Origin of the sequence: Paraburkholderia caledonica NBRC 102488 (assembly GCF_000685095.1) — a bacterium.
GTDB lineage: Bacteria > Pseudomonadota > Gammaproteobacteria > Burkholderiales > Burkholderiaceae > Paraburkholderia > Paraburkholderia caledonica.
On sequence record NZ_BAYE01000002.1, the window covers coordinates 241,948 to 263,699 of the forward strand.

General features: G+C 61.4%; 19 protein-coding genes. 8 read left to right on the plus strand and 11 right to left on the minus strand.

Translation table 11 applies throughout. The features are described 5' to 3' along the window. Positions 1 to 13 precede the first annotated feature (13 nt). The 3 genes from BCA01S_RS04975 to BCA01S_RS04985 form a co-directional block, all read right to left on the minus strand. Positions 14 to 1,099: a porin gene (locus BCA01S_RS04975; protein ID WP_027775974.1), complete on the minus strand. Its 1,086-nt coding sequence runs from the start codon at positions 1,097 to 1,099 to the stop codon at positions 14 to 16. Positions 1,100 to 1,223: 124 nt separating this feature from the next. Continuing rightward, a complete protein-coding gene (locus BCA01S_RS04980) occupies positions 1,224 to 2,525 on the minus strand; it encodes a dicarboxylate/amino acid:cation symporter (RefSeq protein WP_042317979.1) in 1,302 nt (433 codons plus the stop codon). 143 nt (positions 2,526 to 2,668) lie between these two features. Then, positions 2,669 to 3,538 carry an amidohydrolase family protein gene (locus BCA01S_RS04985; protein WP_027775976.1) on the minus strand — a complete coding sequence of 290 codons (870 nt, stop codon included), beginning with the start codon at positions 3,536 to 3,538 and terminating at the stop codon, positions 2,669 to 2,671. Between the two features lie 188 nt (positions 3,539 to 3,726). Between BCA01S_RS04985 and BCA01S_RS04990 the strand changes: the two genes are divergently transcribed. Then, positions 3,727 to 4,656: a LysR substrate-binding domain-containing protein gene (locus BCA01S_RS04990; RefSeq protein WP_027775977.1), complete on the plus strand. Its 930-nt coding sequence runs from the start codon at positions 3,727 to 3,729 to the stop codon at positions 4,654 to 4,656. A gap of 46 nt (positions 4,657 to 4,702) precedes the next feature. Here the strand turns inward: BCA01S_RS04990 and BCA01S_RS04995 are convergent, their stop codons facing one another. Next, complete coding sequence (locus tag BCA01S_RS04995) at positions 4,703 to 4,906, minus strand: hypothetical protein (protein WP_027775978.1); 204 nt, start codon at positions 4,904 to 4,906, stop codon at positions 4,703 to 4,705. 348 nt (positions 4,907 to 5,254) lie between these two features. Between BCA01S_RS04995 and BCA01S_RS05000 the strand changes: the two genes are divergently transcribed. After that, the gene (locus BCA01S_RS05000) at positions 5,255 to 6,265 is read left to right on the plus strand and encodes a DUF2891 domain-containing protein (protein WP_027775979.1); all 1,011 of its coding nucleotides are present in this window, start codon (positions 5,255 to 5,257) and stop codon (positions 6,263 to 6,265) included. A 151-nt stretch (positions 6,266 to 6,416) separates the two neighbouring features. Here BCA01S_RS05000 and BCA01S_RS05005 read toward each other — a convergent pair whose 3' ends face one another. Continuing rightward, the gene (locus BCA01S_RS05005; RefSeq protein ID WP_020066394.1) at positions 6,417 to 6,842 is read right to left on the minus strand and encodes a PRC-barrel domain-containing protein; all 426 of its coding nucleotides are present in this window, start codon (positions 6,840 to 6,842) and stop codon (positions 6,417 to 6,419) included. A 185-nt stretch (positions 6,843 to 7,027) separates the two neighbouring features. Between BCA01S_RS05005 and BCA01S_RS05010 the strand changes: the two genes are divergently transcribed. Then, positions 7,028 to 9,394 (plus strand): DNA polymerase II, encoded by a 2,367-nt coding sequence (locus BCA01S_RS05010; RefSeq protein ID WP_027775980.1) that lies wholly within the window; start codon positions 7,028 to 7,030, stop codon positions 9,392 to 9,394. Positions 9,395 to 9,439: 45 nt separating this feature from the next. Here the strand turns inward: BCA01S_RS05010 and BCA01S_RS05015 are convergent, their stop codons facing one another. From BCA01S_RS05015 to BCA01S_RS05030, 4 genes are all read right to left on the minus strand, one after another. After that, positions 9,440 to 10,909, minus strand: a complete 1,470-nt coding sequence (locus tag BCA01S_RS05015) for an alkaline phosphatase family protein (RefSeq protein WP_027775981.1) — start codon at positions 10,907 to 10,909, stop codon at positions 9,440 to 9,442. Positions 10,910 to 11,198: 289 nt separating this feature from the next. After that, positions 11,199 to 12,542, minus strand: a complete 1,344-nt coding sequence (locus tag BCA01S_RS05020) for an MFS transporter (protein ID WP_027775982.1) — start codon at positions 12,540 to 12,542, stop codon at positions 11,199 to 11,201. A 108-nt stretch (positions 12,543 to 12,650) separates the two neighbouring features. Next, complete coding sequence (locus tag BCA01S_RS05025) at positions 12,651 to 13,010, minus strand: protocatechuate 3,4-dioxygenase (protein WP_027775983.1); 360 nt, start codon at positions 13,008 to 13,010, stop codon at positions 12,651 to 12,653. Continuing rightward, a complete protein-coding gene (locus BCA01S_RS05030; RefSeq protein WP_027775984.1) occupies positions 13,007 to 13,852 on the minus strand; it encodes a gallate dioxygenase in 846 nt (281 codons plus the stop codon). The genes BCA01S_RS05025 and BCA01S_RS05030 overlap by 4 nt, the downstream gene beginning before the upstream one ends. Before the next feature lie 398 nt (positions 13,853 to 14,250). Here BCA01S_RS05030 and BCA01S_RS05035 point away from each other — a divergent pair, with 398 nt between their 5' ends. Together BCA01S_RS05035 and BCA01S_RS05040 are read left to right on the plus strand one after the other, a co-directional pair. Continuing rightward, positions 14,251 to 14,952, plus strand: a complete 702-nt coding sequence (locus BCA01S_RS05035; protein ID WP_027775985.1) for a GntR family transcriptional regulator — start codon at positions 14,251 to 14,253, stop codon at positions 14,950 to 14,952. Beyond that, positions 14,949 to 16,271, plus strand: coding sequence for a LysR family transcriptional regulator (locus BCA01S_RS05040; protein WP_027775986.1), 1,323 nt, complete (start codon positions 14,949 to 14,951; stop codon positions 16,269 to 16,271). Before BCA01S_RS05035 ends, BCA01S_RS05040 begins: the two co-directional genes overlap by 4 nt. 72 nt (positions 16,272 to 16,343) lie before the next feature. Here the strand turns inward: BCA01S_RS05040 and BCA01S_RS05045 are convergent, their stop codons facing one another. Further along, positions 16,344 to 17,450 carry a 4-oxalomesaconate tautomerase gene (locus BCA01S_RS05045; RefSeq protein ID WP_027775987.1) on the minus strand — a complete coding sequence of 369 codons (1,107 nt, stop codon included), beginning with the start codon at positions 17,448 to 17,450 and terminating at the stop codon, positions 16,344 to 16,346. A 330-nt stretch (positions 17,451 to 17,780) separates the two neighbouring features. On the opposite strand from BCA01S_RS05045, the gene BCA01S_RS05050 reads away from it, so the two are divergent. After that, the gene (locus BCA01S_RS05050; protein ID WP_027775988.1) at positions 17,781 to 18,071 is read left to right on the plus strand and encodes a hypothetical protein; all 291 of its coding nucleotides are present in this window, start codon (positions 17,781 to 17,783) and stop codon (positions 18,069 to 18,071) included. A 62-nt stretch (positions 18,072 to 18,133) separates the two neighbouring features. After that, entirely contained in the window at positions 18,134 to 18,277 is a 144-nt protein-coding gene (locus BCA01S_RS38420; RefSeq protein WP_167455775.1) for a hypothetical protein, read from the plus strand. 62 nt (positions 18,278 to 18,339) lie between these two features. Here the strand turns inward: BCA01S_RS38420 and BCA01S_RS05060 are convergent, their stop codons facing one another. Continuing rightward, positions 18,340 to 20,673 carry a bifunctional diguanylate cyclase/phosphodiesterase gene (locus BCA01S_RS05060; RefSeq protein ID WP_027775989.1) on the minus strand — a complete coding sequence of 778 codons (2,334 nt, stop codon included), beginning with the start codon at positions 20,671 to 20,673 and terminating at the stop codon, positions 18,340 to 18,342. A gap of 597 nt (positions 20,674 to 21,270) precedes the next feature. Between BCA01S_RS05060 and bcsD the strand changes: the two genes are divergently transcribed. Then, the gene (gene bcsD, locus BCA01S_RS05065) at positions 21,271 to 21,726 is read left to right on the plus strand and encodes a cellulose biosynthesis protein BcsD (RefSeq protein WP_027775990.1); all 456 of its coding nucleotides are present in this window, start codon (positions 21,271 to 21,273) and stop codon (positions 21,724 to 21,726) included. The last annotated feature ends 26 nt before the right edge of the window (positions 21,727 to 21,752 follow it).

Consider the following 21,752-nt stretch of genomic DNA (forward strand, 5'->3'; position numbering starts at 1 on the left):
TTCCGCAGCCCCTTCAGAAGGTATGCTGGATGCCCACGCCATACGTGCTGCCGGAAGGATTGGCCGTGAGCTTGTCGTACGAATACACCGTGTACACGTAGGTGCGTTTAGAAAGAATATATTCGTAGGCGAGACTTCCCGTATTACGCACATCGCTGCGGTCTCTCGGCGCGCTGTGTTCGGTGCGCGCCCACTCGGCGAGAATCACGTTGGAGGGCGTAAGCGGAACGGAAACACCCAGTTCATAAGTATGCGAGCCAGTTTCAACGTTGTTGTTGCTGGTCATTTGCGCGGCGCCGTAGACCTTCATGAACTTCGCGTCGTACGCGGCGCCGGCGAGGTAAAGATACTGTCCCGTTGACGGCGCGACCGCCGCCGTCCGCACGCGTTGCGCAGAGAACACCGCCGTCAGCGGTCCATTCGCATACGTCAAATGCAGGCCGACGTTGTCCCGCCCTTGGTGCCCCGTCGTGCTGCTCACGCTATAAATCGCCGTGCCCGTCAATCCGCCGTAATTCGGCGACACGTACTCAATTGCGTTTTGCCAGACGGTGTCGCCGATCACGGTATTGTTGTAGCTCGCCGTATACGACTGCACGATCAATGGCGAGAAGACCACGGACGAGCCGAACGGATTGACCAATTGCTGGTTGATGTACGTCGGGTTGGTTTGCTCGCCGAACTTGAACGTACCGTATGCGCCGGTGAGTCCAACGTAGGCGTTGCGCGAAAAGAGCCCGTCGGTCGTATTGCGTCCCATCTGCCCGGTGTTCGGCCGGAAAAAACTTTCGAGGCTGAAGATCACCGCGTTACCGCCGCCTATATCTTCGCGGCCGCGGATGCCCCAGAACGATGTGGTCATTCCGCCGCCGCCCATTTGCACCGTGCTTGCGCGTGCCGTACTGACTTTCGCGCTGTCGATATACATGCCGATCAAGCCGTACATCTGAACCGACGAAGTCGATAACGACGCAGCGCCCGCTGCGGCTTGCGAAGAATCGGCGTTCGCTGTGCCGCTCACTAACGCGAGCACGGCCGATGCAATGCATGTTGCGTTAACGCGTGCCCCGTGGCGCATGCCGTTTGTTTTTCTGCACATGGATTGTGTCTCCAGACCAGTTTGTATTTTTTGAGCGCAAGCTGCCCCTGTTGCGTGCGCGTAGGCGCACGCAGCCAGAACGATCTCTATTGTTTTGTAGCGGCTAGGTGGTCAAAGCAGGCGGTCAATCTGCCCGTCGGCGCGACATGCCTGCATTCAGCTTCGAACGGTCGAGTTCGTGCTCCCACGCGGACACGACGAGCGTGGCAACGCCGTTACCGATCGTGTTCGCAATCGCGAGACCTGTACCCATGAAACGGTGAATGCCGAGAATCAGCACCATGCCGGACACCGGGATAAGCGGGAAAACCAGCAGCGTGGAAGTGAGCATCACGAACGCGGCACCGGCGACACCGCTTGCCCCTTTCGACGTCAGCATGGCCACGCCCACGAGCGTCAACTGTTGCGTCAGGCTGAGTTCGATGTTGAACGCCTGGGCAATGAAAAGCACCGCCATCGTTAGGTAGATGTTCGTGCCGTCGAGGTTGAACGAATAACCCGCCGGGATAACGAGTCCGACGACCGACTTCGAGCAGCCAAGGCGCTCGAGTTTTTCGAGCATTTGCGGGAGCGCGGCCTCAGAAGAACTCGTGCCGAGCACGATCAGAATCTCTTCGCGGATATAGCTCATGAAACGAAAAATGCTGAAACCGAGCAGCCGCGAAATTGCACCGAGCACCACGATCACAAATACGGCGAGCGTCGCATAGAACGCGCCGATCAGCTTCAGCAGCGGCACAACCGCGCCGATTCCGTAGGTGCCGATCGTGAACGCAATGGAGCCGAACGCGCCGATTGCCGCCACCTTCATGATGATGTGAACGATGCCGAAAAACGTATGGGCAAAGTAGTCGATCATTGCAATCAGCGGACGCCCGCGCTCTCCGGTCGCTGCAAGCGCCGCGCCGAACAGCACTGAGATCAGCAGAATCTGCAGCACGTTGCCCGACGCGAAGGCGCCTGTAACGGTGTCGGGAATGATGTGCATCAGAAACTCGACTGTATTCTGCTGATGTGCAGCAGTCGTGTAACCGGTCAGAGCTTTCGTGTCGATAGTGGCCGGATCCAGATTAAAGCCACTGCCCGGGTGAAAGATGTGCCCTGCCACAAGCCCTATCACGAGCGAGAGCGTCGACACGATCTCGAAGTACAGCAGCGCCTTGCCGCCGACTCGCCCCACCTTCTTCATGTCGCCCATTCCGGCAATGCCGGTCACCACAGTACAGAAGATGATCGGGCCAATGACCATCTTGATGAGCTTGATGAATGCATCGCCGAGCGGCTTCATCTTCACGGCGAGCGACGGCGCGAAATGCCCAAGGAGCACGCCGATAACGATCGCGGCGAACACGTGGAAATAGAGCGTTCTGTAAAACGGCTTCTTCGCGCCCGGCGCGGACGAGGTCATGACTGCACTCTCGCTCATGAAGCCGCTCCGGATCGGCAAACCGGGGAATAAGTTCTAGTCATCTTCGTCTCCATCGAATTGATGAGCGGAAAGTCGATAAGTGTCGCTCTCCGCATGGCTGCCGTCTCACGCGGCAGTTCAGAACATGATTGCAGCTGCAACTACACGTCGAAGCCGTAAAGCCGCGCGGGATTCGTCACCAGCAGTTTTTCACGCAATGCCTCGTCCGGGCAGAAGCGTAATAGCAGGTCGACCAGTTCGCCGTCGTTCGGCATGTCCCTGCTGATGTTCGGATGAGGCCAGTCCGTGCCCCACAGCACACGGTCGGGCGCGGCTTCGATCAACGTCTGGGCGAACGGAATCGCATCGTCGAAAGGCCGGCGGCCTGCAGACACACGTTCCGAACCGCAGACCTTGACCCATGCGAGCGGATTGCGCATCAGTTCGAGCAGTTGCCGGAACGGCTGTTGATCGAGGCCTGCTTCAGCGCGCACGCGGCCCATGTGGTCGATCACGAACGGCACCTTGATACGCTCGATCCGCTCGGCGTACTGCAGGATATCCTGCGCATCCAGATGCAGCACGACATGCCAGCCCAGCCGCTCGATCCGCTGCAGTACCCGGTCGAACACGTCGAGATCCGGCGCGCCGCCAAGGTGCGCAACGAAGTTGAAGCGCACGCCCCGCACGCCTCGTGCGTCGAGGTCGGCGAGTTGTGCGTCGGTCACATCGCCGTCGACTATCGCGACACCGCGATAACGGCCGTTGCCACGCGCTATCGCATCGAGCATCGCGGTGTTGTCGGTGCCGTGACAGCTCGCCTGCACGATCACGCCGCGACTCAGGCCGAGAAAATCATGCAACGCGACCAATTGATCGAAAGGCGCGTCGGGCGGCGTGTAGCTGCGATCGGGCGCATACGGGAAAACTTCGGCGGGACCGAACACATGGCAATGCGCGTCGCAGGCGTTGGCGGGCAATTGCTGTGCGGGCCGGACAGGATGGGGATCGGGCGGCAAACAGGATTTCATGGAAGCGTCGTCTCTATCTGGGTGGCCGCGCGGCGCGGCTCTCTATGTAAGCTGGCAGGTAACTTGGCAAATGAGCTGGCAGGTAAGCTGCCAGGTAAGCTGAAGTAAGCCGATTGTCGCGGGGAGTGTCGCTCGATACAATCGCTATACCAAACTAGCTGATATGTGAATTTCACATACCTCCCGCCATGGACCTCAAGCAGTTGGAAGCGTTTGTGCATGTGGCCGAACTCGGCAGCTTTACGCGCGCCGCGATTACGCTCGACACCAACCAGCCTGCGCTGAGCAGGCTCGTGCGGCAACTCGAAGTGGAATTGCGCCATACGCTGCTCGAGCGAAATGGCCGCGGCGTCGCGCTCACGCCCGCCGGTCAGCGAATGCTCGCTCATTCGAAAGGGATCCTCTCGCAGGTCCAACGCGCGTCACAAGATCTGGACGAATTGCGTGGTACCGCCGGCGGGCATTTTTGCATTGGGATTACGCCGAGCTTCGCGAAAGTCGCGACCAACGAACTGGTGCGCAGCTTTCGTATGTCGTTTCCCGGCGCGACGATTTCCGTTGCAGAAGGTCTGTCGACCTATCTGATCGAATGGCTGATGATGGGTCGTGTCGATGTCGCAGTTCTCTACGACACGTTCGATACACCGCTGATCGACAAACGCACCGTATTCACCGAAGAGCTCTTTCTGATCGGTGCTGACAACAGCGAAGCGCAAGCCGAATCCGCCCGCGAGCCGGTGGACGCAATCGCGTTGCGCGATATTCCGCGTTATCCGCTGGTGATTCCCGGGCGCATGCACGCGATCCGGCGCATGCTCGAATCAGTCGCTGCGGAGCAAGGGGTAAGGCTCAACATTGAGCTGGAGGTGGATGCAGTGTCGTCGATTCTCGATCTGGTCAGCGAAGGCATCGGCTATGCAGTGCTGCCGCTCAACGCAACCGTGAGCGACGCGCTCAAACGGCGCTTTAGCGTCACACGCATTACCGAGCCGACTTTATTCAGCCGCCTTGCTATTGCGACGAGCAGCAAACATACGTTGTCGCAACTCGCTGTTCAGGCAATTGCAATGCTCGAAGAGCGGGCATTGCCCCTCTACAGTGCGGTGCGCAGCAGGTAAGAAAAGAGAGACGTCCTCGCCATAGCGCTTGCAGTACTTTAGATCGCTAATCCGTAATCACCACGGCAACGGCTTTTGCGTGGGTCAATTCGAATGTGCTGAGCCGGCCCGCGCGAACGTCGAGTACCAGGCGCTCGAGAAGTTCCACTTCGCCTTGGCGTTGCACGTCGTCGCTGGTTGCGGCCGCAATCTTGTCGAGGCACATGCGCCGGCGCGCCAGCAGGAAATTCACGGCACTAGTACGCCGCATAAAGAACTGCTCCATCTTCGTGTGGTCAACGCATTGCATGTTCTGGAAAGCGACCATAGCACGCGCATACGGAGTAAGAGAGCGGCGCAAAGAACTCGAAAGGAACACCGCTCGGCCGATCTTTTCGGCTCTCGCCCCTCCCGGTCAGCGTTCGAAAATTTAAGCGCCGCTTTAACGGCAATTGCCTTCTGTTCGTGGCCGCAAACGCCAACATCGCGCCATTCCGGCCGCGGTGACGGAATTCCCCGGAGCGCATCTGGGTGGCGCGCGACGCTTGCCGCTTTGCTATTGTCGGCCGCCAATACGATACTAATAGCCTGTTCGTATTCCGCCTTCGAGGAACTGCTAATGACTGCCCTGCTCACTCGCGAACTCGCTTCGAAATTCGCCAACCTTGCGCTCGCCCACCTCACGCGCGAATATCCGAACAAACTCACGCATTCGCTCGCCGGTCCGGAGGACGTCCAAAGCCCCCGTGCATTGCATCCGATCTTTTATGGCAGCTATGACTGGCATTCGTGTGTGCACGGCTACTGGCTGGTTCTTCATCTAATAGAGCGCTTTCCGGACCTGCCGGAAGCAGCACGTATCGTCGCGGTGGTCGACGAGCACTTCACCGCGGCAAACGTGGCCGGCGAGCGCGCTTATCTGGACTTGCCGCACAACCTGGGCTTCGAGCGTCCCTATGGCTGGGCATGGCTGCTCGCGCTCAGCGCGCAGTTGCATTCGTTGAAGCTGTCCGATGCTGCGAGGTGGTCGAAAACGTTCGCGCCGCTTACCGAGGTTTTTGTCGAACGCTTCCAGACGTTCCTGCCCAAGGCCACCTATCCGTTACGCGTCGGCACGCACTTCAACATGGCGTTCGCGCTTGCACTCACGCTGGATTTCGCGCGGCAAACGTCACATAGCCAGCTCGAAGCGCTGATCGTCAGTACCGCGGAGCGCTGGTTTTTACACGACGTGGGGTGCCAGGCATGGGAGCCTGCGGGCGACGAGTTTCTATCCCCTTCGCTGATGGAAGCGGAGTTGATGCGGCGCGTTTTGCCGCCCGCTCAGTTCGTCGACTGGTTCGGCCGCTTTCTGCCCGAGCTGGGCGCGAAAAAACCCGCGACGCTGTTTGAACCGGTTACCGTCACTGATCGCACCGACGGCAAGATTGCTCACCTCGACGGCCTCAATCTGAGCCGCGCATGGTGTCAACGCTCGCTGGCCCGCGCGCTACCGGCGGGAGATATACGGCGAGCAGTGCTGTTCGATTCGGCAGAGCGGCATTTGCAAAGCGCACTGCCTCACGTGGCGGGAGACTACATGGGCGAGCATTGGCTGGGCACCTTCGCTACGCTCGCACTGGAAGCGTGAGTTGGGTGCAGGCCGGTTGTGTCCGGCCTGCAAATCAGATCTGTGGTGGGGCGACGAACCGGATCACGAATCGGGCTACGAAATCGGGCCGCAAATCGCGCGCCTCATGCCGGGCTTCTCGGAAAAGCCCACGAATCCGCCGCCACCTGCATCATTGCGTCGACAGCTTCTTCGGCTTCGCCGGCGCCTGGACCTTGTTGTACTGGAACTCCGGCGTTGCCTTCAAGGCTGCCTTCGTCGCGCCGGCCAGATAGAAATTTCCCGAGCGGATGTCGAGTGCTGCAATAGGCACCGCTACGTCATGCGACGCAACGCCGAGGAAGCCGCCCGCAGCGACGATCGCAGCTGAAAGCGAGCCGTCCGGTGCAACCACCAGATCGCGGATCGAGCCGATCTTCTCGTTCTGGTCGTTGTACACAGCCTTGCCAAGAATGCTCTTCTTCACGCTCCAGCCGTTCAGCAGCGCATTGGACTGCTCGACCGTGACACTCAGGGGTTGCGTGCCGGCGACTTGCGCCTGCGCGCCAAAGCTCGTTGCAGCTACCGCGACAGCCACCAGAAGTTTGCCCAAAGTCATTCTGTTCACTCCGTTTTTTAGAAGATTTGACCGGCGCATGACCGCGCCGAATGAAACGCTGCAAAAGCATGATACCGGCTGCGACGCGCGACTGCATGCTCGGTGCCACAAGGGCGGAGCGCGCCGCATAGACAGGGCGTTAAAATCGCATCGGGGGATAACACGCTGTTTCCGAGGTGGTGAGTTTGACTGAGCTTGAACAGGGTTTCATCTTGACGCGGCACTGGCGGGATACACCCGCCGGCACCGAAGTCGATTTCTGGCTGGCAACGGACGGCGGGCCTCGTCACATCCGTCTGCGCCATCAGACATCGGTTGCATTCATTCCTGCTGAACAGCGCGAGCGCGCCGAAACCATTCTGCGTCGCGAAGCGCCGCTCGATCTGCGTTCACTGGAACTGTGCGACTTTCATCATCGGCCCGTGATGGGACTGTATTGTCCGCAATATCGTCAGTTGACCGGCTTTGAAAAGCGCCTGAAGCAAGGCGGCGTCGACGTCTACGAAGCCGACATTTTTCCGCCCGAACGCTACATGATGGAGCGTTTCATCAACGCGCCCGTCATGTTCAGCGGTGACCATGCGCGCGACGGCGCGCTCGTGAATGGCGAGTTGAAACCGGCAGCGGACTATCGTCCTTCATTGAAACTCGTGTCGCTCGACATTGAAACGAGCGTTCACGCCGAACTCTATTCGATCGCACTCGAAGGTTGCGGGCAGCGTCAGGTGTATATGCTCGGGCCGCCGAACGGCGACGCGAGTGGGCTCGACTTCGACCTCGAATACTGCGAAACGCGCGCACAGTTGCTCGAAAAGTTGAATACGTGGATGGTGCGGCATGATCCCGATGCGATCATCGGGTGGAATCTCGTGCAGTTCGATTTGCGTGTACTCCAGCAGCATGCCGAACAATACCGCGTGCCGCTTCGGCTTGGACGTGGCGGCGCGGCGATGGAATGGCGCGAACACGGCCTCAAGCAGAATCATTATTTCGCAGGAGCCGCGGGGCGACTGATCATCGACGGCATCGAGGCGTTACGCTCCGCGACGTGGAGCTTCCCGTCGTTTAGTCTCGAACACGTTTCGCGCGCCGTGCTGGGCGAAGGCAAAGCTATCGACAATCCTTATCAGCGCATGGATGAGATCCAGCGCCGCTTCGACGAGGACAAGCCGGCACTCGCCCGGTACAACCTTAAGGATTGCGAGCTCGTCACGCGCATTTTCGCCAAAACCGAACTGCTGCCGTTTCTGCTGGAACGCGCCACCGTAACCGGCCTGCCTGCCGATCGCAGCGGCGGTTCGGTCGCGGCGTTCACGCATTTGTATATGCCGCGAATGCATCGGCAAGGCTACGTCGCACCTAATCTCGGCGACGTGGCGGGCGCCGCGAGTCCCGGCGGGTTCGTCATGGACTCGCGCCCCGGCCTTTACGATTCGGTGCTGGTGCTCGATTACAAGAGCCTGTACCCGTCCATCATTCGCACGTTTCTGATCGACCCGGTCGGACTGGTAGAAGGCATGCTGAATCCCGCCGACGATCAATCGGTGCCGGGCTTTCTCGGCGCCCGCTTCTCTCGCACGCGCCATTGCCTGCCGTCGATTGTGAGCCAGGTGTGGCAAGGCCGCGAAATAGCGAAGCGCGAGCAGAACAAGCCGCTCTCGCAAGCACTGAAGATCATCATGAATGCGTTTTACGGCGTGCTCGGCTCGACCGGTTGCCGCTTTTTCGACCCGCGGCTTGCGTCGTCGATCACGATGCGCGGCCACGAAATCATGCACCGCACGCGCGAGCTGATTCAGGCAGAAGGTTATGAAGTCATCTACGGCGATACCGATTCGACCTTTGTCTGGCTCAAGCACGCGCACGGCGAAGAAGAAGCGAGCCGCATTGGACGAACGCTTGTCGACCATATCAACGCATGGTGGCGGCAAGATCTGCAACGGCGTTTCGGGCTGGAGAGCGCACTCGAACTGCAGTTCGAGCGGCACTACCGGCGGTTCTTCATGCCGACCATTCGGGGCGCCGAAGAAGGCAGCAAGAAGCGCTATGCGGGGCTCACTGTTTTGCCGGACGGCAGCGAAGAGATCGTCTACAAAGGGCTCGAAACGGTGCGCACGGACTGGACGCCGCTCGCGCAACAGTTTCAGCAGGAGCTTTATCGGCGCATCTTCACACAGCAGCCTTATCAGGACTACGTGCGCGACTATGTGCGCGATACGCTCGCAGGCAAGCTCGACGATCAGCTCGTCTATCGCAAGCGCTTGCGCAGGCCGCTTGGCGACTATGAGCGCAACGTGCCGCCTCACGTGCGGGCAGCGCGTGTCGCCGACGAATTCAACCGCCGGCAAGGACGTCCGCTGCAATATCAGAACGGCGGCTGGATCAGCTACGTCATGACGATCGCCGGACCCGAGCCGCTCGAAACGCTACGCTCGGCCATCGACTACGAGCACTATTTGACGCGTCAATTGCAACCCGTTGCAGACGCAATCTTGCCGCTGCTGCGCGACGACTTTACGCGGCTGACGTCCGGGCAGAAGCAGTTGTTCTGACGCGGTGCCAGCAGCGTAAACTCGGGCAAGCCATATCATCCAGGTTTACTGAGGCGCCGGAAAGCCGAGTGCGTCCGCTTTGGTTCGCAACTCGGCAAAACGGCCACCCGGCGCACTGATCGCGGTATTCGGCACGGTCTGGCTCTTGTCCAGTTGCTCGATGCCGCTCGCGCCCGAAGTCGCCGTCGACAGATTCGAGCAGGCGGAGCCGAAAGTGCCTTGCGTCACCGCGATCGCCGGCGCGTCGGTGCGCGCGGCGTCGGTAAAGTCGAGCGCATACGCCAGGTTGAAGGTTGTCGAATCGCTCGCGCGCACGCCGAGCGGATCCAGACCGAAGCGCCACGCGAGCAACTGGTGAATGGAGCTCGGGTCGAACGGATAGCGCGATACGTAGTTGGCGCGCACACGCGGTCCGAGCAGCATGCAGGGCACGCGAAAACCAAGCCGGCCGTCGTTGCCGAGTGCGGCCTCCGCGGCGGACACCGGCTTCACGGGCGGCGCGACATGTTCCATGAAGCCGCCCCACTCGTCATACACGATGATCATCAGCGTCCTGCTCCAGTTGGGGCCGGTGCGTAGCGCATCGTAGATCTGGCCGAGCAGGACCTGGCCGTTGCGCACGTCGGCGTGAGGATGGTCGTCGTTCGACGTGCCCTGCGCCTCGCCGCCAAAGCTCGGTTCGACCATGCAGAACGACGGCAAGGTGCCCGCGGCTGCGTCGGAGAGAAAGTTGGCAAAGAGCTTCGAGCGGCCCACGTAACGCGTGCCGTAGAGCGCGGTGAACGGCACGTCGTGGAAGTAGTAGGTGGACGAGACGTTTTTCGCGTCGAGGCGATCCCAGATCGTTGGCAGCGACGACGTGTCGAGCGTGTCCGACAAGCGGTCTGTTTCGCCGCTGTGCAGATAGAGACGGTTCGGATAAGTGTCGGCGAGAATTCCGCTCATGTAGTAGTCGCAGACGGTGTACTGCGGTACCGCGCCGCGATAGAACTCGAGGTCTGCCGCCTGGAAATAACCAATCGGCAACAGGTCGCCGCGCGTAAGGCTCGTGTTCGGCGTGAGCAGAAAGCCGTTCATTGCGCCATTGGCAAGATGAACGCGTCCGGCGTCGTATGAGTGATTGGGGTCGGCGAACGAACAGGCCTGGAAGCCATAGGCGGCATTCGAGGGGAGCGAGAACGGCGTGTGAGTTTCGCCAAATGCATCTTTGAAGTTTCGACCGCTCTGTGCAGTTTCCGCATTGGGCACCCAGCCCAGCAGATGGTCGAATGAGCGATTCTCCATCGTGACGAGCACCACGTGGTCGATGCCCGACGTAGCTGGATCGGGTAGCGCGGGACGCGGCAGATTCGCGCGGCCCGGAGGAATCGTGCCAACGGCCGGCGTTCCTCCGGAGCCGCCGCTGCTACCGCCTCCACCGCCTCCTCCACACGCCGATAGTGCGATTGAGCCTGCCAGCGCGGCAAGAACCTTGCGGCGGCCTGCATCGGGCGGATTGGTTGGCCTGGTCGTCATGAGAGTCTCCCTTGTTAGCTGCTTGCTGTTTTCGCGGAAGAATTCGCGTGGCGGATTCTTACCGCCAGGCGATTTCGTGCAACGAAGGAGCAATTAATGTTCCGCGAAAAAGGGAAGCCGGGCTGATAGCGAGATTTACAACGCAGCCCGGCTTCTTACACGGCAACAGGTTTGGATCAGCAATGGAAAACGGTGAGTGAGATGCCCACGCAGCGCCGGGCCTGAGCGATGCAGCACGGCCGGAAAAAGCGGCCGGCCATAAGCCTTCGCAACGCCCCTAGTTCAGCGCTTATGCGTCGGCAACCGGACTACTGATGAAGCGCAGCGCAAGCCGGTTCATCACGATTGCAACGGCCGCGATGAGCGCGGGCACCGCCAGCACCGAGAACACTATCTGGAAGCTGAACCCGAGCGACAGCAGCGCACCGCCCACGAGCGAGCCCAGAATCCCGCCGATGCGCCCGAACCCGAGCATCCAGCTCACGCCTGTCGCCCGTGCCCGCGTCGGATAGCAGCTCGGCGCAAGTGCATTCAAGCCGGTCTGCGCGCCGCTCATGAAGAACCCCGCACACGTAACGGGAACCGGCAGCAGGCTCGACTTGAGCGTGCCCATGCCGAGCGCGACGATGAATACGCCGCCCAGCAGGTAGGCCGCACCGATCACGCCGTTGCGGTCCAGACGGTCCATCGCGAAGCCCACCGCCACCGCTCCGACAGTGCCGCCCAACTGGAACATGCCGGTGATCGCGGCCGCGCGTTCGACGGGCAAACCGGCGTCCTTGATCAGCGTCGGCAGCCAGCCGGTCAGCAAATAAATGATCAGCAGTCCCATGAAATAGGTAAGCCACAGCATCAGTGTGCTGAATGCGTAGCCGTCGGCGAACAGCATCCGCACAGGCGCCTTGGCCGCAACCACTGGTTCAGGCGCCGTGAAGCGCACGTCGCTGCTGAATTCGTGGCCGCATACGCGCCCGAGCGTCGCTGCGATACGGTGGGCGGGCAGTTTGCGCACCAGCATCAGACGCGCGGACTCAGGCAGCAGCCACAGCAGCAGCGACACGCTCACGATCGGCAGAATTCCGCCGAACCTGAACACCGCGCGCCAGCCGTAGTGCGGAATCAGCGAAGCCGCGACGAAGCCGCCCGCGCCGGAGCCGAAATTAAAGCCCGTGAACATGATCGTGAGCAGCAGCGAACGATTGCGCGACGGCACATACTCGGAGAGCAGCGTCGTCGAATTCGGCATGGCGGCGCCAAGGCCAAGGCCCGTGAGAAAACGCAGCGCGACGAGTTGCACAGGCGTCTCGGCAAATGCGCAAATGAGGCTGAAAAAGCCGAAGCAGAACACCGAAGCAATGAGCACCTGCTTGCGTCCAATGCGATCGGCAACAGGGCCCGCAGCCAAAGCGCCGACCGCGAGGCCGACCATGGCGGCGCTCATCACCGGACCGAACGCGGTGCGGCTCACATTCCAGTCATGCATGATGACGGGCGCAACGAAGCCCATCACGGCCGTGTCCAGGCCGTCCATCATGACGATCAGAAAACACAGAACGAGCACGAGCCATTGGTAGGGCGACACCTTTCGTGCGTCGATAAACGCCTTGATGTCGACTGAGTCTGCAGATTTCATGCATGTCTCCGAAGAAAATAGTTTCCCGTCCCGGCTTTCCGTGGAAGCCGGGTTTTGTTCCTGCATCGAAATGAAGGAGCCGCCAGCGCGCGGCTCAGGTGCTGCGCGCTAAACGGCGTCGGGCACGTTGCGCGTCTTCAGAAACGCTTCGAGGGTTTCGCCTCGCATGCTTGCGTACATGCCCAGGTTGGTGATCTTCACCACGCGCGCGAATTTCTCGAGCACGAAGAAGCACACGCCGTAGCGAATCAGGCCGATCCAGTCGGCGTTGTCGACCAGCGCGCGCTCCTGCGGCGTGAGACCTGCCTTGTCATACGCCGCCTGACGATTTTCGAGCCACAGTGCGCGCGCCGCCGCTTCGCGCATCTGCCAGAAGAAGCGGTTCAGGCGCATCGCCTTGATGCTCTGGCGGATATCGAACGGATACGTGCCCGTCAGTTCTTCGACGCCGATCAGCTGCGGATTCATTGCGCCACCTCGTCTTCGTAAATCGTCACGGCCATTGCGGTGCTTGTTGCAAGGTAGTAGTTGCGATGCAGCTCGTGGATCTTCGGAGCGAGCGCACCCCGCATGGCGAGCCACATGATCGTTTCGACGCTTTCCGCGCCGCCGAGGCGCACGTAATCCACATGCTTCATCGCGGCAAGGCGTTGCGGTTCATGAACGATCAGGTCGAGGAACTCCATGTCCCACTCGGTGTTGTTAAAGCCGCTGCGCTCGCCGTGCACCTGGTGCGAAAGACCGCCCGTACCGACCACTACCACGTCGAGGTCTTCTTCATACGATTCGATCGCGCGGCGCAATGCCTGGCCAAGGCGATAGCAGCGGTTCGCGGTCGGTAGCGGATACTGCAGCACGTTGACCTGCACGGGCACCAGCGCAAGCGGCCAGCCGCCGGCATGAGGCAGCAGCAGCGAGAGAGGCGAATTGCAGCCGTGATCGAGCGGACGGTCCTGAAAGATGGTGAGGTCGAACTCGTCGTTGACCAGTTGCTCCGCAATGTGGATCGCAAGATCGGAATGGCCCGCGATATCCGGAAGAGGACGCTTGCCCGCACCCTCGTCCGCGAATTCATGATTGCCCGACACGCCCAGAGCGAAGGTCGGGTAACAGTCGAAGAAGAAGCTGTTCGCGTGGTCGTTGTAGAACATCACCATAGCGTCCGGCTTACGCTCGGCGAGCCAGTTCGCAACCGGTTCGTAGCCCTTGAAGAGCGGCGCCCATGCGGGGTCGTTCTGCTTACCCTTGTCGTACGCCATGCCGATAGTCGGCACATGCGAGGTGCCGATGCCACCAATGATCCTTGCCATTTCGTTTCTCTTCCGTTGCTTCGTGCTGCGCAATTGCTGCGGGCCAATCGGATAGATTGCAGGAAGGCTGGACACCTTCTCGCAACCGTCTTGGGATACCAAGATAAGAGTTGCGCGGCTTTTTAGGAAGTACGGGTAAACGAACGTCAGCAGATGAATCATTGCCTGTTCGCAGGACATTGCGGGTTACCTGCGCATTCCATCGGCCTTGAAAGCCCCCTCCGCTTGGGCCTGTTTGTATCCCAATTCCCCGTGCGCTGCAATTTCAAGCGAGTTTCTGTGAAAGGTATCAATAAACAAAATAGATGCCTCCGAAACGAACTCGCAAGTCGTTTCTCTACCGTGGTGCCGCGCATTTTGCGTGGCTATACTGGACGACGTCCAATGAGCAGATGACGATGAACGAAACGACACAGCAGGCAATTGTTCAGGCCTTACGCGAGAAGATCCTGGCAGGAGAACTGTCCCCGGGCCAACGCCTCGTCGAAGCGCAACTCGCGCAATCGCTCGGCGTATCACGCACGCCGCTGCGCTATGCGCTCAGTGTGCTGTCTTCGGAAGGACTGCTCGATCGCTCCGGCGCGCGCGGCTATGTGGTCCGCCGCTTCAGCGTTCGCGACGTGCTGAACGCAATCGACGTGCGCGGCGTACTCGAAGGTCTCGCCGCGCGTGCGGTCGCCGAGAGCGGCGTGGGCATCGCACTCGCCGCCGCGCTCGACGACTGCCTGCGCGAAGGCGACGACATCTTTCGTAACGGCAACCTTCAACCCGGCGACGACGTGCGCTATGCGGCAATGAATGGGCGCTTTCACTCGCTCATCATCGAGGCAGCGCAGAACACGGCGGTTAGCGCCGCGTTGAGTCTGAACGACAAGATTCCGTTCGTCTCGCCCTCCACCATCGCATTCGACGAAGCCGCACGCGAGCGTCAATTCATGATGCTGATGTACGCGCACCGCCAGCACCACGCAATCGCGGACGCGTTGAGGAAAGGCGAAGGCGCGCGCGTCGAAGCGTTGATGAAAGAGCACACGCACATATCGAAGGAAAGCCTGAATCTGTCGCTGCCGGCATTGCATCTGATCGCGGGCGCCGCATGACGCGCGACGCATCGCTCGTTGCCGTCAGAAACGACGCGCCCGGCAAAGCGCCTGCGAAGGCTACGGCGCCCGCAAGCAGCAAGGACCTGCTCAATCTCGCGCAACTGCGCGCCTTCCGCCTTGTCGCGGACATGGGCAGTGCAACGCGTGCGGCCGCCGCGCTGTTTCGCGCTCAATCGGCGGTGACGCGCTCGGTTCAGGAACTCGAGTCGGCAGTTGGAGAACCGCTATTCGATCGCGGTCCTTCGGGCATGCTGCCCACCCCCGTTGGCCGGGCGGTGCTGCTTCGCTGTGAACGGATATTCGTAGAACTCGAAGAACTCGCACAATGGTGCGCTGCGCGGCAGGCACGCCGCCGACCTGCTGCTGAAGGCGCACTGCCGGCCTATCTGCTAAACACTCGGCGGCTGCAGATTTTCGTCGCGCTTGCACGACACCGTCATATGCCGAGCGCGGCCAAAACGTTCGGTATCAGTCAGCCCGCCGTGAGCACCGCGGTTCGTGTGCTCGAAAGCGGCTCGGGACTGAGCCTCTTTCACCGGAGCCCGCGCGGCATTCTGCTCACCGCCGAAGGCGAAACGTTTCTGCTGCATGTGCGGCGCGCGCTGAACGAATTGCGCCACGTACCCGACGATATCGCCGCCCTGCGCGGCAATATTCGGGGCGCGGTAACGGTCGGCGCATTGCCGCTCGGGCGCACGCTGATCCTTCCCAAAGCGATCGCGAAAATGAGCGCCGACAATCCGGGCGTGCGGGTGGTCACCGACGAAAGCGCGTATGAAGCGCTGGTCGCGGGATTGAGAGCGGGCGACATCGACTTCATTCTCGGCGCGCTGCGCGAGAACGACTCGACGAGCGGCCTGAAGAACGAGCGCTTGATGTCGGAAGACATGGTGCTTCTCGTGCGGCGCGATCATCCGCTCACGCGCGCTCATGAGCCGAGCATCGCGGATCTTCGTGACGTGCAGTGGATTTTGCCGCGCAGTCACGCGCCCGCGCGAGCGCTGTTCGAAGCCCAGTTCAAGCGGATGAAAATCAAACCGCCACTGCCCACGGTCGAAACCGCAGACCTAGCCGTGATTCGCGGCCTGCTGCTTGGCACCGACATGGTGGCGGCGCTGTCCGCGCAGCAGTTGCACTACGAGGTGCAAGCGGGGCAACTCGCAGTGCTCAAGGTGCCGCTGCACAACACGCGGCGCGATATCGGGCTCACCATGCGCGCGGCAGGTACGCCCTCGCCGGCGGCTCGGGCGCTGATCGACGCAATCCGTCTGTCGGTGGTCGAGCTCACGCGCACAGTCAGTGCCGCGGCAAGTTAGCGGCAGCTTGCGGTGACTGCCCGGTGAATGCCCGCTGACGACCTGCAGCGAGGACCGCGTTGATATCCGTTGCTAGACCCGCGGCTCCCATACCGACGAAGGAATGCCGACCACACCGTCGAACAGCCAGCGCGCGGTGCGCAGCAACGCCGCGCTCAGCACTTCAGGCCGTTCGGGCTCGCCGCCGAGCGTGAGTTCGACAGTGAACTCGCCGGTCGGATGCTCGACGGAAACCCGTTTGCGTGCGCCTTCGAGTTCCACTTTCGCAATGCCGTCGCACACCGTACCGGGCAGCACCGCCGCCGTCGCCACGCTGACTGCGCCAAGCACGCCAATCGATGCATGGCAGCGGTGCGGAATAAAACTACGGGTGGAGATCGTGCCGCCGTTGCGCGGCTCCGCGACGAGGCACATCTTCGGCACCGTTCGGGCGCTGACGTCGCCAAGGTTCATCATCGGACCCACGGCGAGCCGGATTTTTTCGATGCGCGCCTTGAGTTCTTCGTCTGCGTCGAGTTCTTCGCGCGTTTCATAACCGGTGCGTTGCAGGTCGCGCGCTCGCATCAGCACGAGCGGCATGCCGTTGTCGATGCACGTCAGTTCGACGCCTTCCACGGTGTCCTTGAGTCGTCCCGTCGGCAGCAGCGCGCCGCACGTCGAGCCGGCCGTATCCCGGAACTCGAGCGGAATCGGCGCGGCGCCGCCCGGCACGCCGTCGATGCGCGCGTCGCCTTCATACGTCACGCGACAGCCCGGCGTGCGGACCGTTGCGACCGCGATCTGCCCGGTGTTGACCATGTGAATCGCCACGCGCGTGCTGCCGTCTTCAGCGTTGACGAGTCCGCGTTCAATCGCATACGGCCCGACGCCCGCGAGAATGTTGCCGCAGTTCTGGCCGAAATCGACGCGCGCCTCGTTGACGACGACTTGCGCGAACAGATAGTCGACGTCGGCGTCCTCGCGCGACGATGGAGAGATGATCGCGACCTTGCTGGTCAGCGGGTCCGCACCGCCGATGCCGTCGATCTGCCGCGGATCGGGCGAGCCCATCACCGCGAGCAGCACACGGTCGCGTTCGGCGGGATCGGCGGGCAAGTCGGACGCCATGAAAAACGCGCCTTTGGACGTGCCGCCGCGAATCATCATGCAGGGAATGCGGGTCTGGGTGCGGCTGGGCATTGCGAGTCTCCATCGCTAAAGGGCGGCTCACATTGTAGTTTTCGATGGCACTGGCACAGCACCTAAAGCGGCCCGCAATTCCATCCAATCTGTTTATCGGCTGTGCCTGATGGCGATTTGCAACCTGCTCGCAAGCCGCCAGGAATGGCAGAAATCAGAGCCTGCGGCCATGCGTTGGCGCGACGTCCGCGTGAAATCGCTTTCTCCATACGAAATGCGAGCGTTTGCCCATCGCCGGGGATTGGCTTCAAAACCGCCTTCTATTCGACCAATTGAAGCTCAGCCGCCCAGCGCACACTGACATTGTGCCAATTGCGTCAGGAGCTTCAGATGTCTTCCCGTCATCGCCAGAATCGCCCGTTCGACGAAAACCTGCCCGAGCCGGGAACGGCCGAATGGACCAACCCTGCGCCCGACGCCGATGCGCAAACCATGCACGGCCTGCACATTGCTTCGCAAAATGTGTTGCGCCTCGCGACGCAGACGTACAATGCTGCGGCGCGCGGCGACGAAGCAGCGGCACAGGCAGCGCGCGCGTCGCTGGAACAGCAACTGGGTCTGACCACGCGTCTGATCGACGAGCTTGTTTCCGGCGAAGCCGACCAGCCCACGATGCACTGACCGGCCCTCCATAAAACAAGGCCGACAGCAATAACCGCGGTTTCCAATCTTCGAGACAAGAAATGAGCGCTTTGACGGTAATTCTCTGCATCTGGGCAATGGTTGCGTTCTGCGCGGTGCTGTTCATCCGCGGAGCCACGGCGCGCGTCGAGCGCCCCAAGAAGTCGACGCAAAGCCGTCCGGCGCGCTTCTCAATCGCCGAATAAGGGCTCGGCGGGGCTCGCTGGATTGCGGTGAACGATCGTTGCACGGCGCCGCTTGAGTGCCGTCACTCCCGCGCCGGCCAGGGCAAGCCCTGCGCCGACCAGTCGAGTTCGACGCCGATCACCGAACGCTCGTCCGCGAACTGTGCAGCGAGCGTCACCGCGATGCACGGCCTGCCGCTCGCTAGCGAAAGATATGGATTGCTGGCGATCGCGACACCCGGCAACAGCACTGCATTGCGATAGTACGGCCGATGGTCCCAGCGCGCGTCGCGTGGATTCGCCACCGGATGCAGCGAAGCGCCTTCCATGCTCCACGCCGGCCCCGGCACTTCGGGACCGAGCTGACGTCCGGAAGCGTCGAGGATAAAGCAGCTCACGCAACGCTCGAGCGTCGCCAGAGAAGAAAACGCGCGATCCATGGCTACGCCGGCATGCAACGCGTCCGCGGCCTCGCGCAACGCCACGCGGTACGGCTCGACCACGGATTCGAACAACGCATGCTGATGCGCGCGGCCTTGCGCGATCACGTCGAAGGCATCGTCAATTCGTAGATGCACGGAGCCAGGCGAAGCAATCTGCGCTGCCGGCCGCCCAAGCAGATAGCCCTGCGCGAAGTCCACGTTCGATTCGACGGCGAGAATCAACTCCTCGGTCGTTTCCACACCTTCCACCACCACCAGCATGCCGGCCTGATGCAACAGCGACACGAGCTTCGGCAAGATCGGCTGTTCGGTGCCGTGGCCCGTCGCACGTATCAGTTCGCCGTCGAGCTTGACGATATCCGGACGGATGCGCAGCAGCCGGTCGAGGTTCGACTGACCGGCTCCGAAATCGTCGACGGCAATCAGGAAACCGTGTTCGCGGTACAGCGCCGCCGCACGCGACATCTCGCCGACACTGCCGCCGTGCGACTCGAGAATTTCCAGAATCACCTGTTGCGGCGCGAGCCCCACCCTTCGCACGATGGCGGCGAGGTCATCCGCATAGCCGTCGGCGACGAACGTGGCCGGCAGAATGTTGAGGAACAGCCAGCCGTCCGCGGGCAACGACGCACGTGCGTTGGCAAGGTGCACGGCATGGCTCGCACGGTCGAGCACGCCTTCGTCGTTGGACGGCTTGGGCGCGAACAATGCCGCAGGCGGCAGCAGCGTGCCGTCGTCCAGTTCGCCCCGCAGCAGCGCCTCGAAGCCCACCTGCTTCTGATGCGACAAGCTAAAAAGCGGCTGAAAATGAGAGGTAAGGTAATAGTCTTCCCATCGATGCCGCGAGCTCGACGCGCCCGACGCGCCACAGGCGTCTTCGATCAGCGATTGCAGCGGTGCCTGCGGCAGCGGACGCTCCGAGCACACGCGATTCCTGCCCGAATGCTTGGCGCGCAGCAACGCTTCATCGGCGCGGTCGAGCAGCACCATGATGCTTTCGCCGCTGCGGTGTTCGGCCACGCCGAAGCTGGCAGTCAGATTGCCGTCCGGGCGCTCAATTTCGGCAATTGCGCCGCGCAGCCGCTCGGCGAGGCGCAGCGCGCCGGCTAGTCCGTCGCATAGCAATATGGCAAATTCTTCGCCGCCGATCCGGCTCACGCTGTCCGTGCCCCCGGTTCCGTCAAGCAGCACCTGCGCGACCTCGCGCAACGCAAGATCGCCCACTCCATGACCGAACCGGTCGTTCAACGACTTGAAGTTGTCGATGTCCAGAAAGATCGCGCTAACCTCCCCGCCCTGCGCCACGTCGGCGAGCCGCCGCTCCGCTTGGGCGACGAACGCGCGGCGGTTTTGCAGACCGGTCAATGGATCGGTGGCCGCCAGTTGAGCCAACTGGTCCTCTAGCAGAAAGTGATTGCGCCGGAACCGGTAGAAGCCGAAATGAAACACCACCGAGGTCGGCAAGCCGATCGCCGCGATCCACATCCACATGACGATGTCGACGTCGGCCGTGCGCGGCGCGCCAGGCAGCAGCGGGATCGCTGCCGCATAGAAGAGCGCGCTGCCGACGAAGAAATGCGTCGGCGTGAGCCACAGCGGCGCAGCGCAAACCGGTATCACGACCATCGCCGGCAGCGTCCACAGCAGCGGCTGTTGCAAGCCCACAACATTCAGCGCGAGTCCGCCAACCAGCGCGAGCGAAAACGCGACGCCGATTGCCCCGAAGGTCCACGTCGACTTCGCGCGCGGGATGGCCAGCACCAGCAAAGCCAGCACGAGTGCGCAGCCAAGGCGGTACACAAGCGGCGCGGCCGGTCCGCCGACAAACGCGCGCGCCGCGACGAGAGAGAGGAACGCAACGACAGTAAACGCCATTGTTACGGTCGACAGCGGACGCTGATGTTCGAGCGAGCGCCGGTGAAAGCGCTCGCGCAGATCGGCATCGAATGAGTGCTGCGGCGAAGTGAGGAGCATAAGGATGGGCTACAGGGCAGGTCCGGTCACTCTATCCATGTATATCGGCAAACCTCTGACGAATGTTGAGCCTTTCCAAAAATATCCGGCAATAAATACACGGGCGCTCGCTCCTATCGAGTGCGACCAGGCGACTGGGCCGAGCCTGCGCGTTGAATCCTCGATGCGTTGGGCCTCGGCGATCATACCCCACGATCCGGAAATTAATTCCGACGCGAAATAATCCGGATTCGGAAATTGCATGTCGATAGAAAAAGGAAGGCGCAAGAACCTCAATGCAGTGAACAAAGTGGCCGTTAATACACTTGGAAGTTGTGAGCGCAACAGTCTTTAGCGAGCCACAGACTCATGGCAGAACTCGCAATGCTTCGTGGTCCTTCCGTATGCAGCATAGGGTTCGCACGTATCGGCCAGGTGACCGAAAGTGGCTAAAAGTTAATGTCTTAAGTAGACTGCTTCAAAGTGTGCGGAAGCGCCTGGTTAAAGCGGTAAAACTAACCTACGCCGCCATGCGCGAGTCATGCGAGCACTGTCCCTGCACCCGGTCGTCGCAGTCCTTTTTAGCCAGTTGGCATCGACGGCCATTTTCCAGAAAACATGGTTCCAATCCTCGATTACCTGCTCGAACGCCAGATGTCGCCGCAATGGCGGGGCATGCTTTGCGCCTTGGCCTCGGAGTTCGAGGCGCAGATCGGCCGCGATGAATTGCGTCAACTAATGCACCGCGTGGGAAGTCGTTTTGCTGCGGCCCATCCGCTGCCTGCCTGCGACTCGACCACAGACCTCGAGCGGACCCTGAACGAGCGTTGGCAGGAAATCGATTGGGGATATGTCGAACTCGCCGACGACTCCGAGTCGCTACGCATCGTTCACTATTGCGCGCCGCTGCCGGCATTCGGCAACGACGCGCTCGCGTGGACCCCGGCATTCCTGGAAGGCGCGTATCAGACCTGGTTGAGCGCGCTTGGCGCGCAGGGCTTGTCGGTCGCACAAACCAGCGAGTATTCGCAAGACACGGCGCTCGAGTTCCGTCTCGGGCGTCATGTAGCGTGAAAGCCATAACAGGCCAGGGCCGAGCT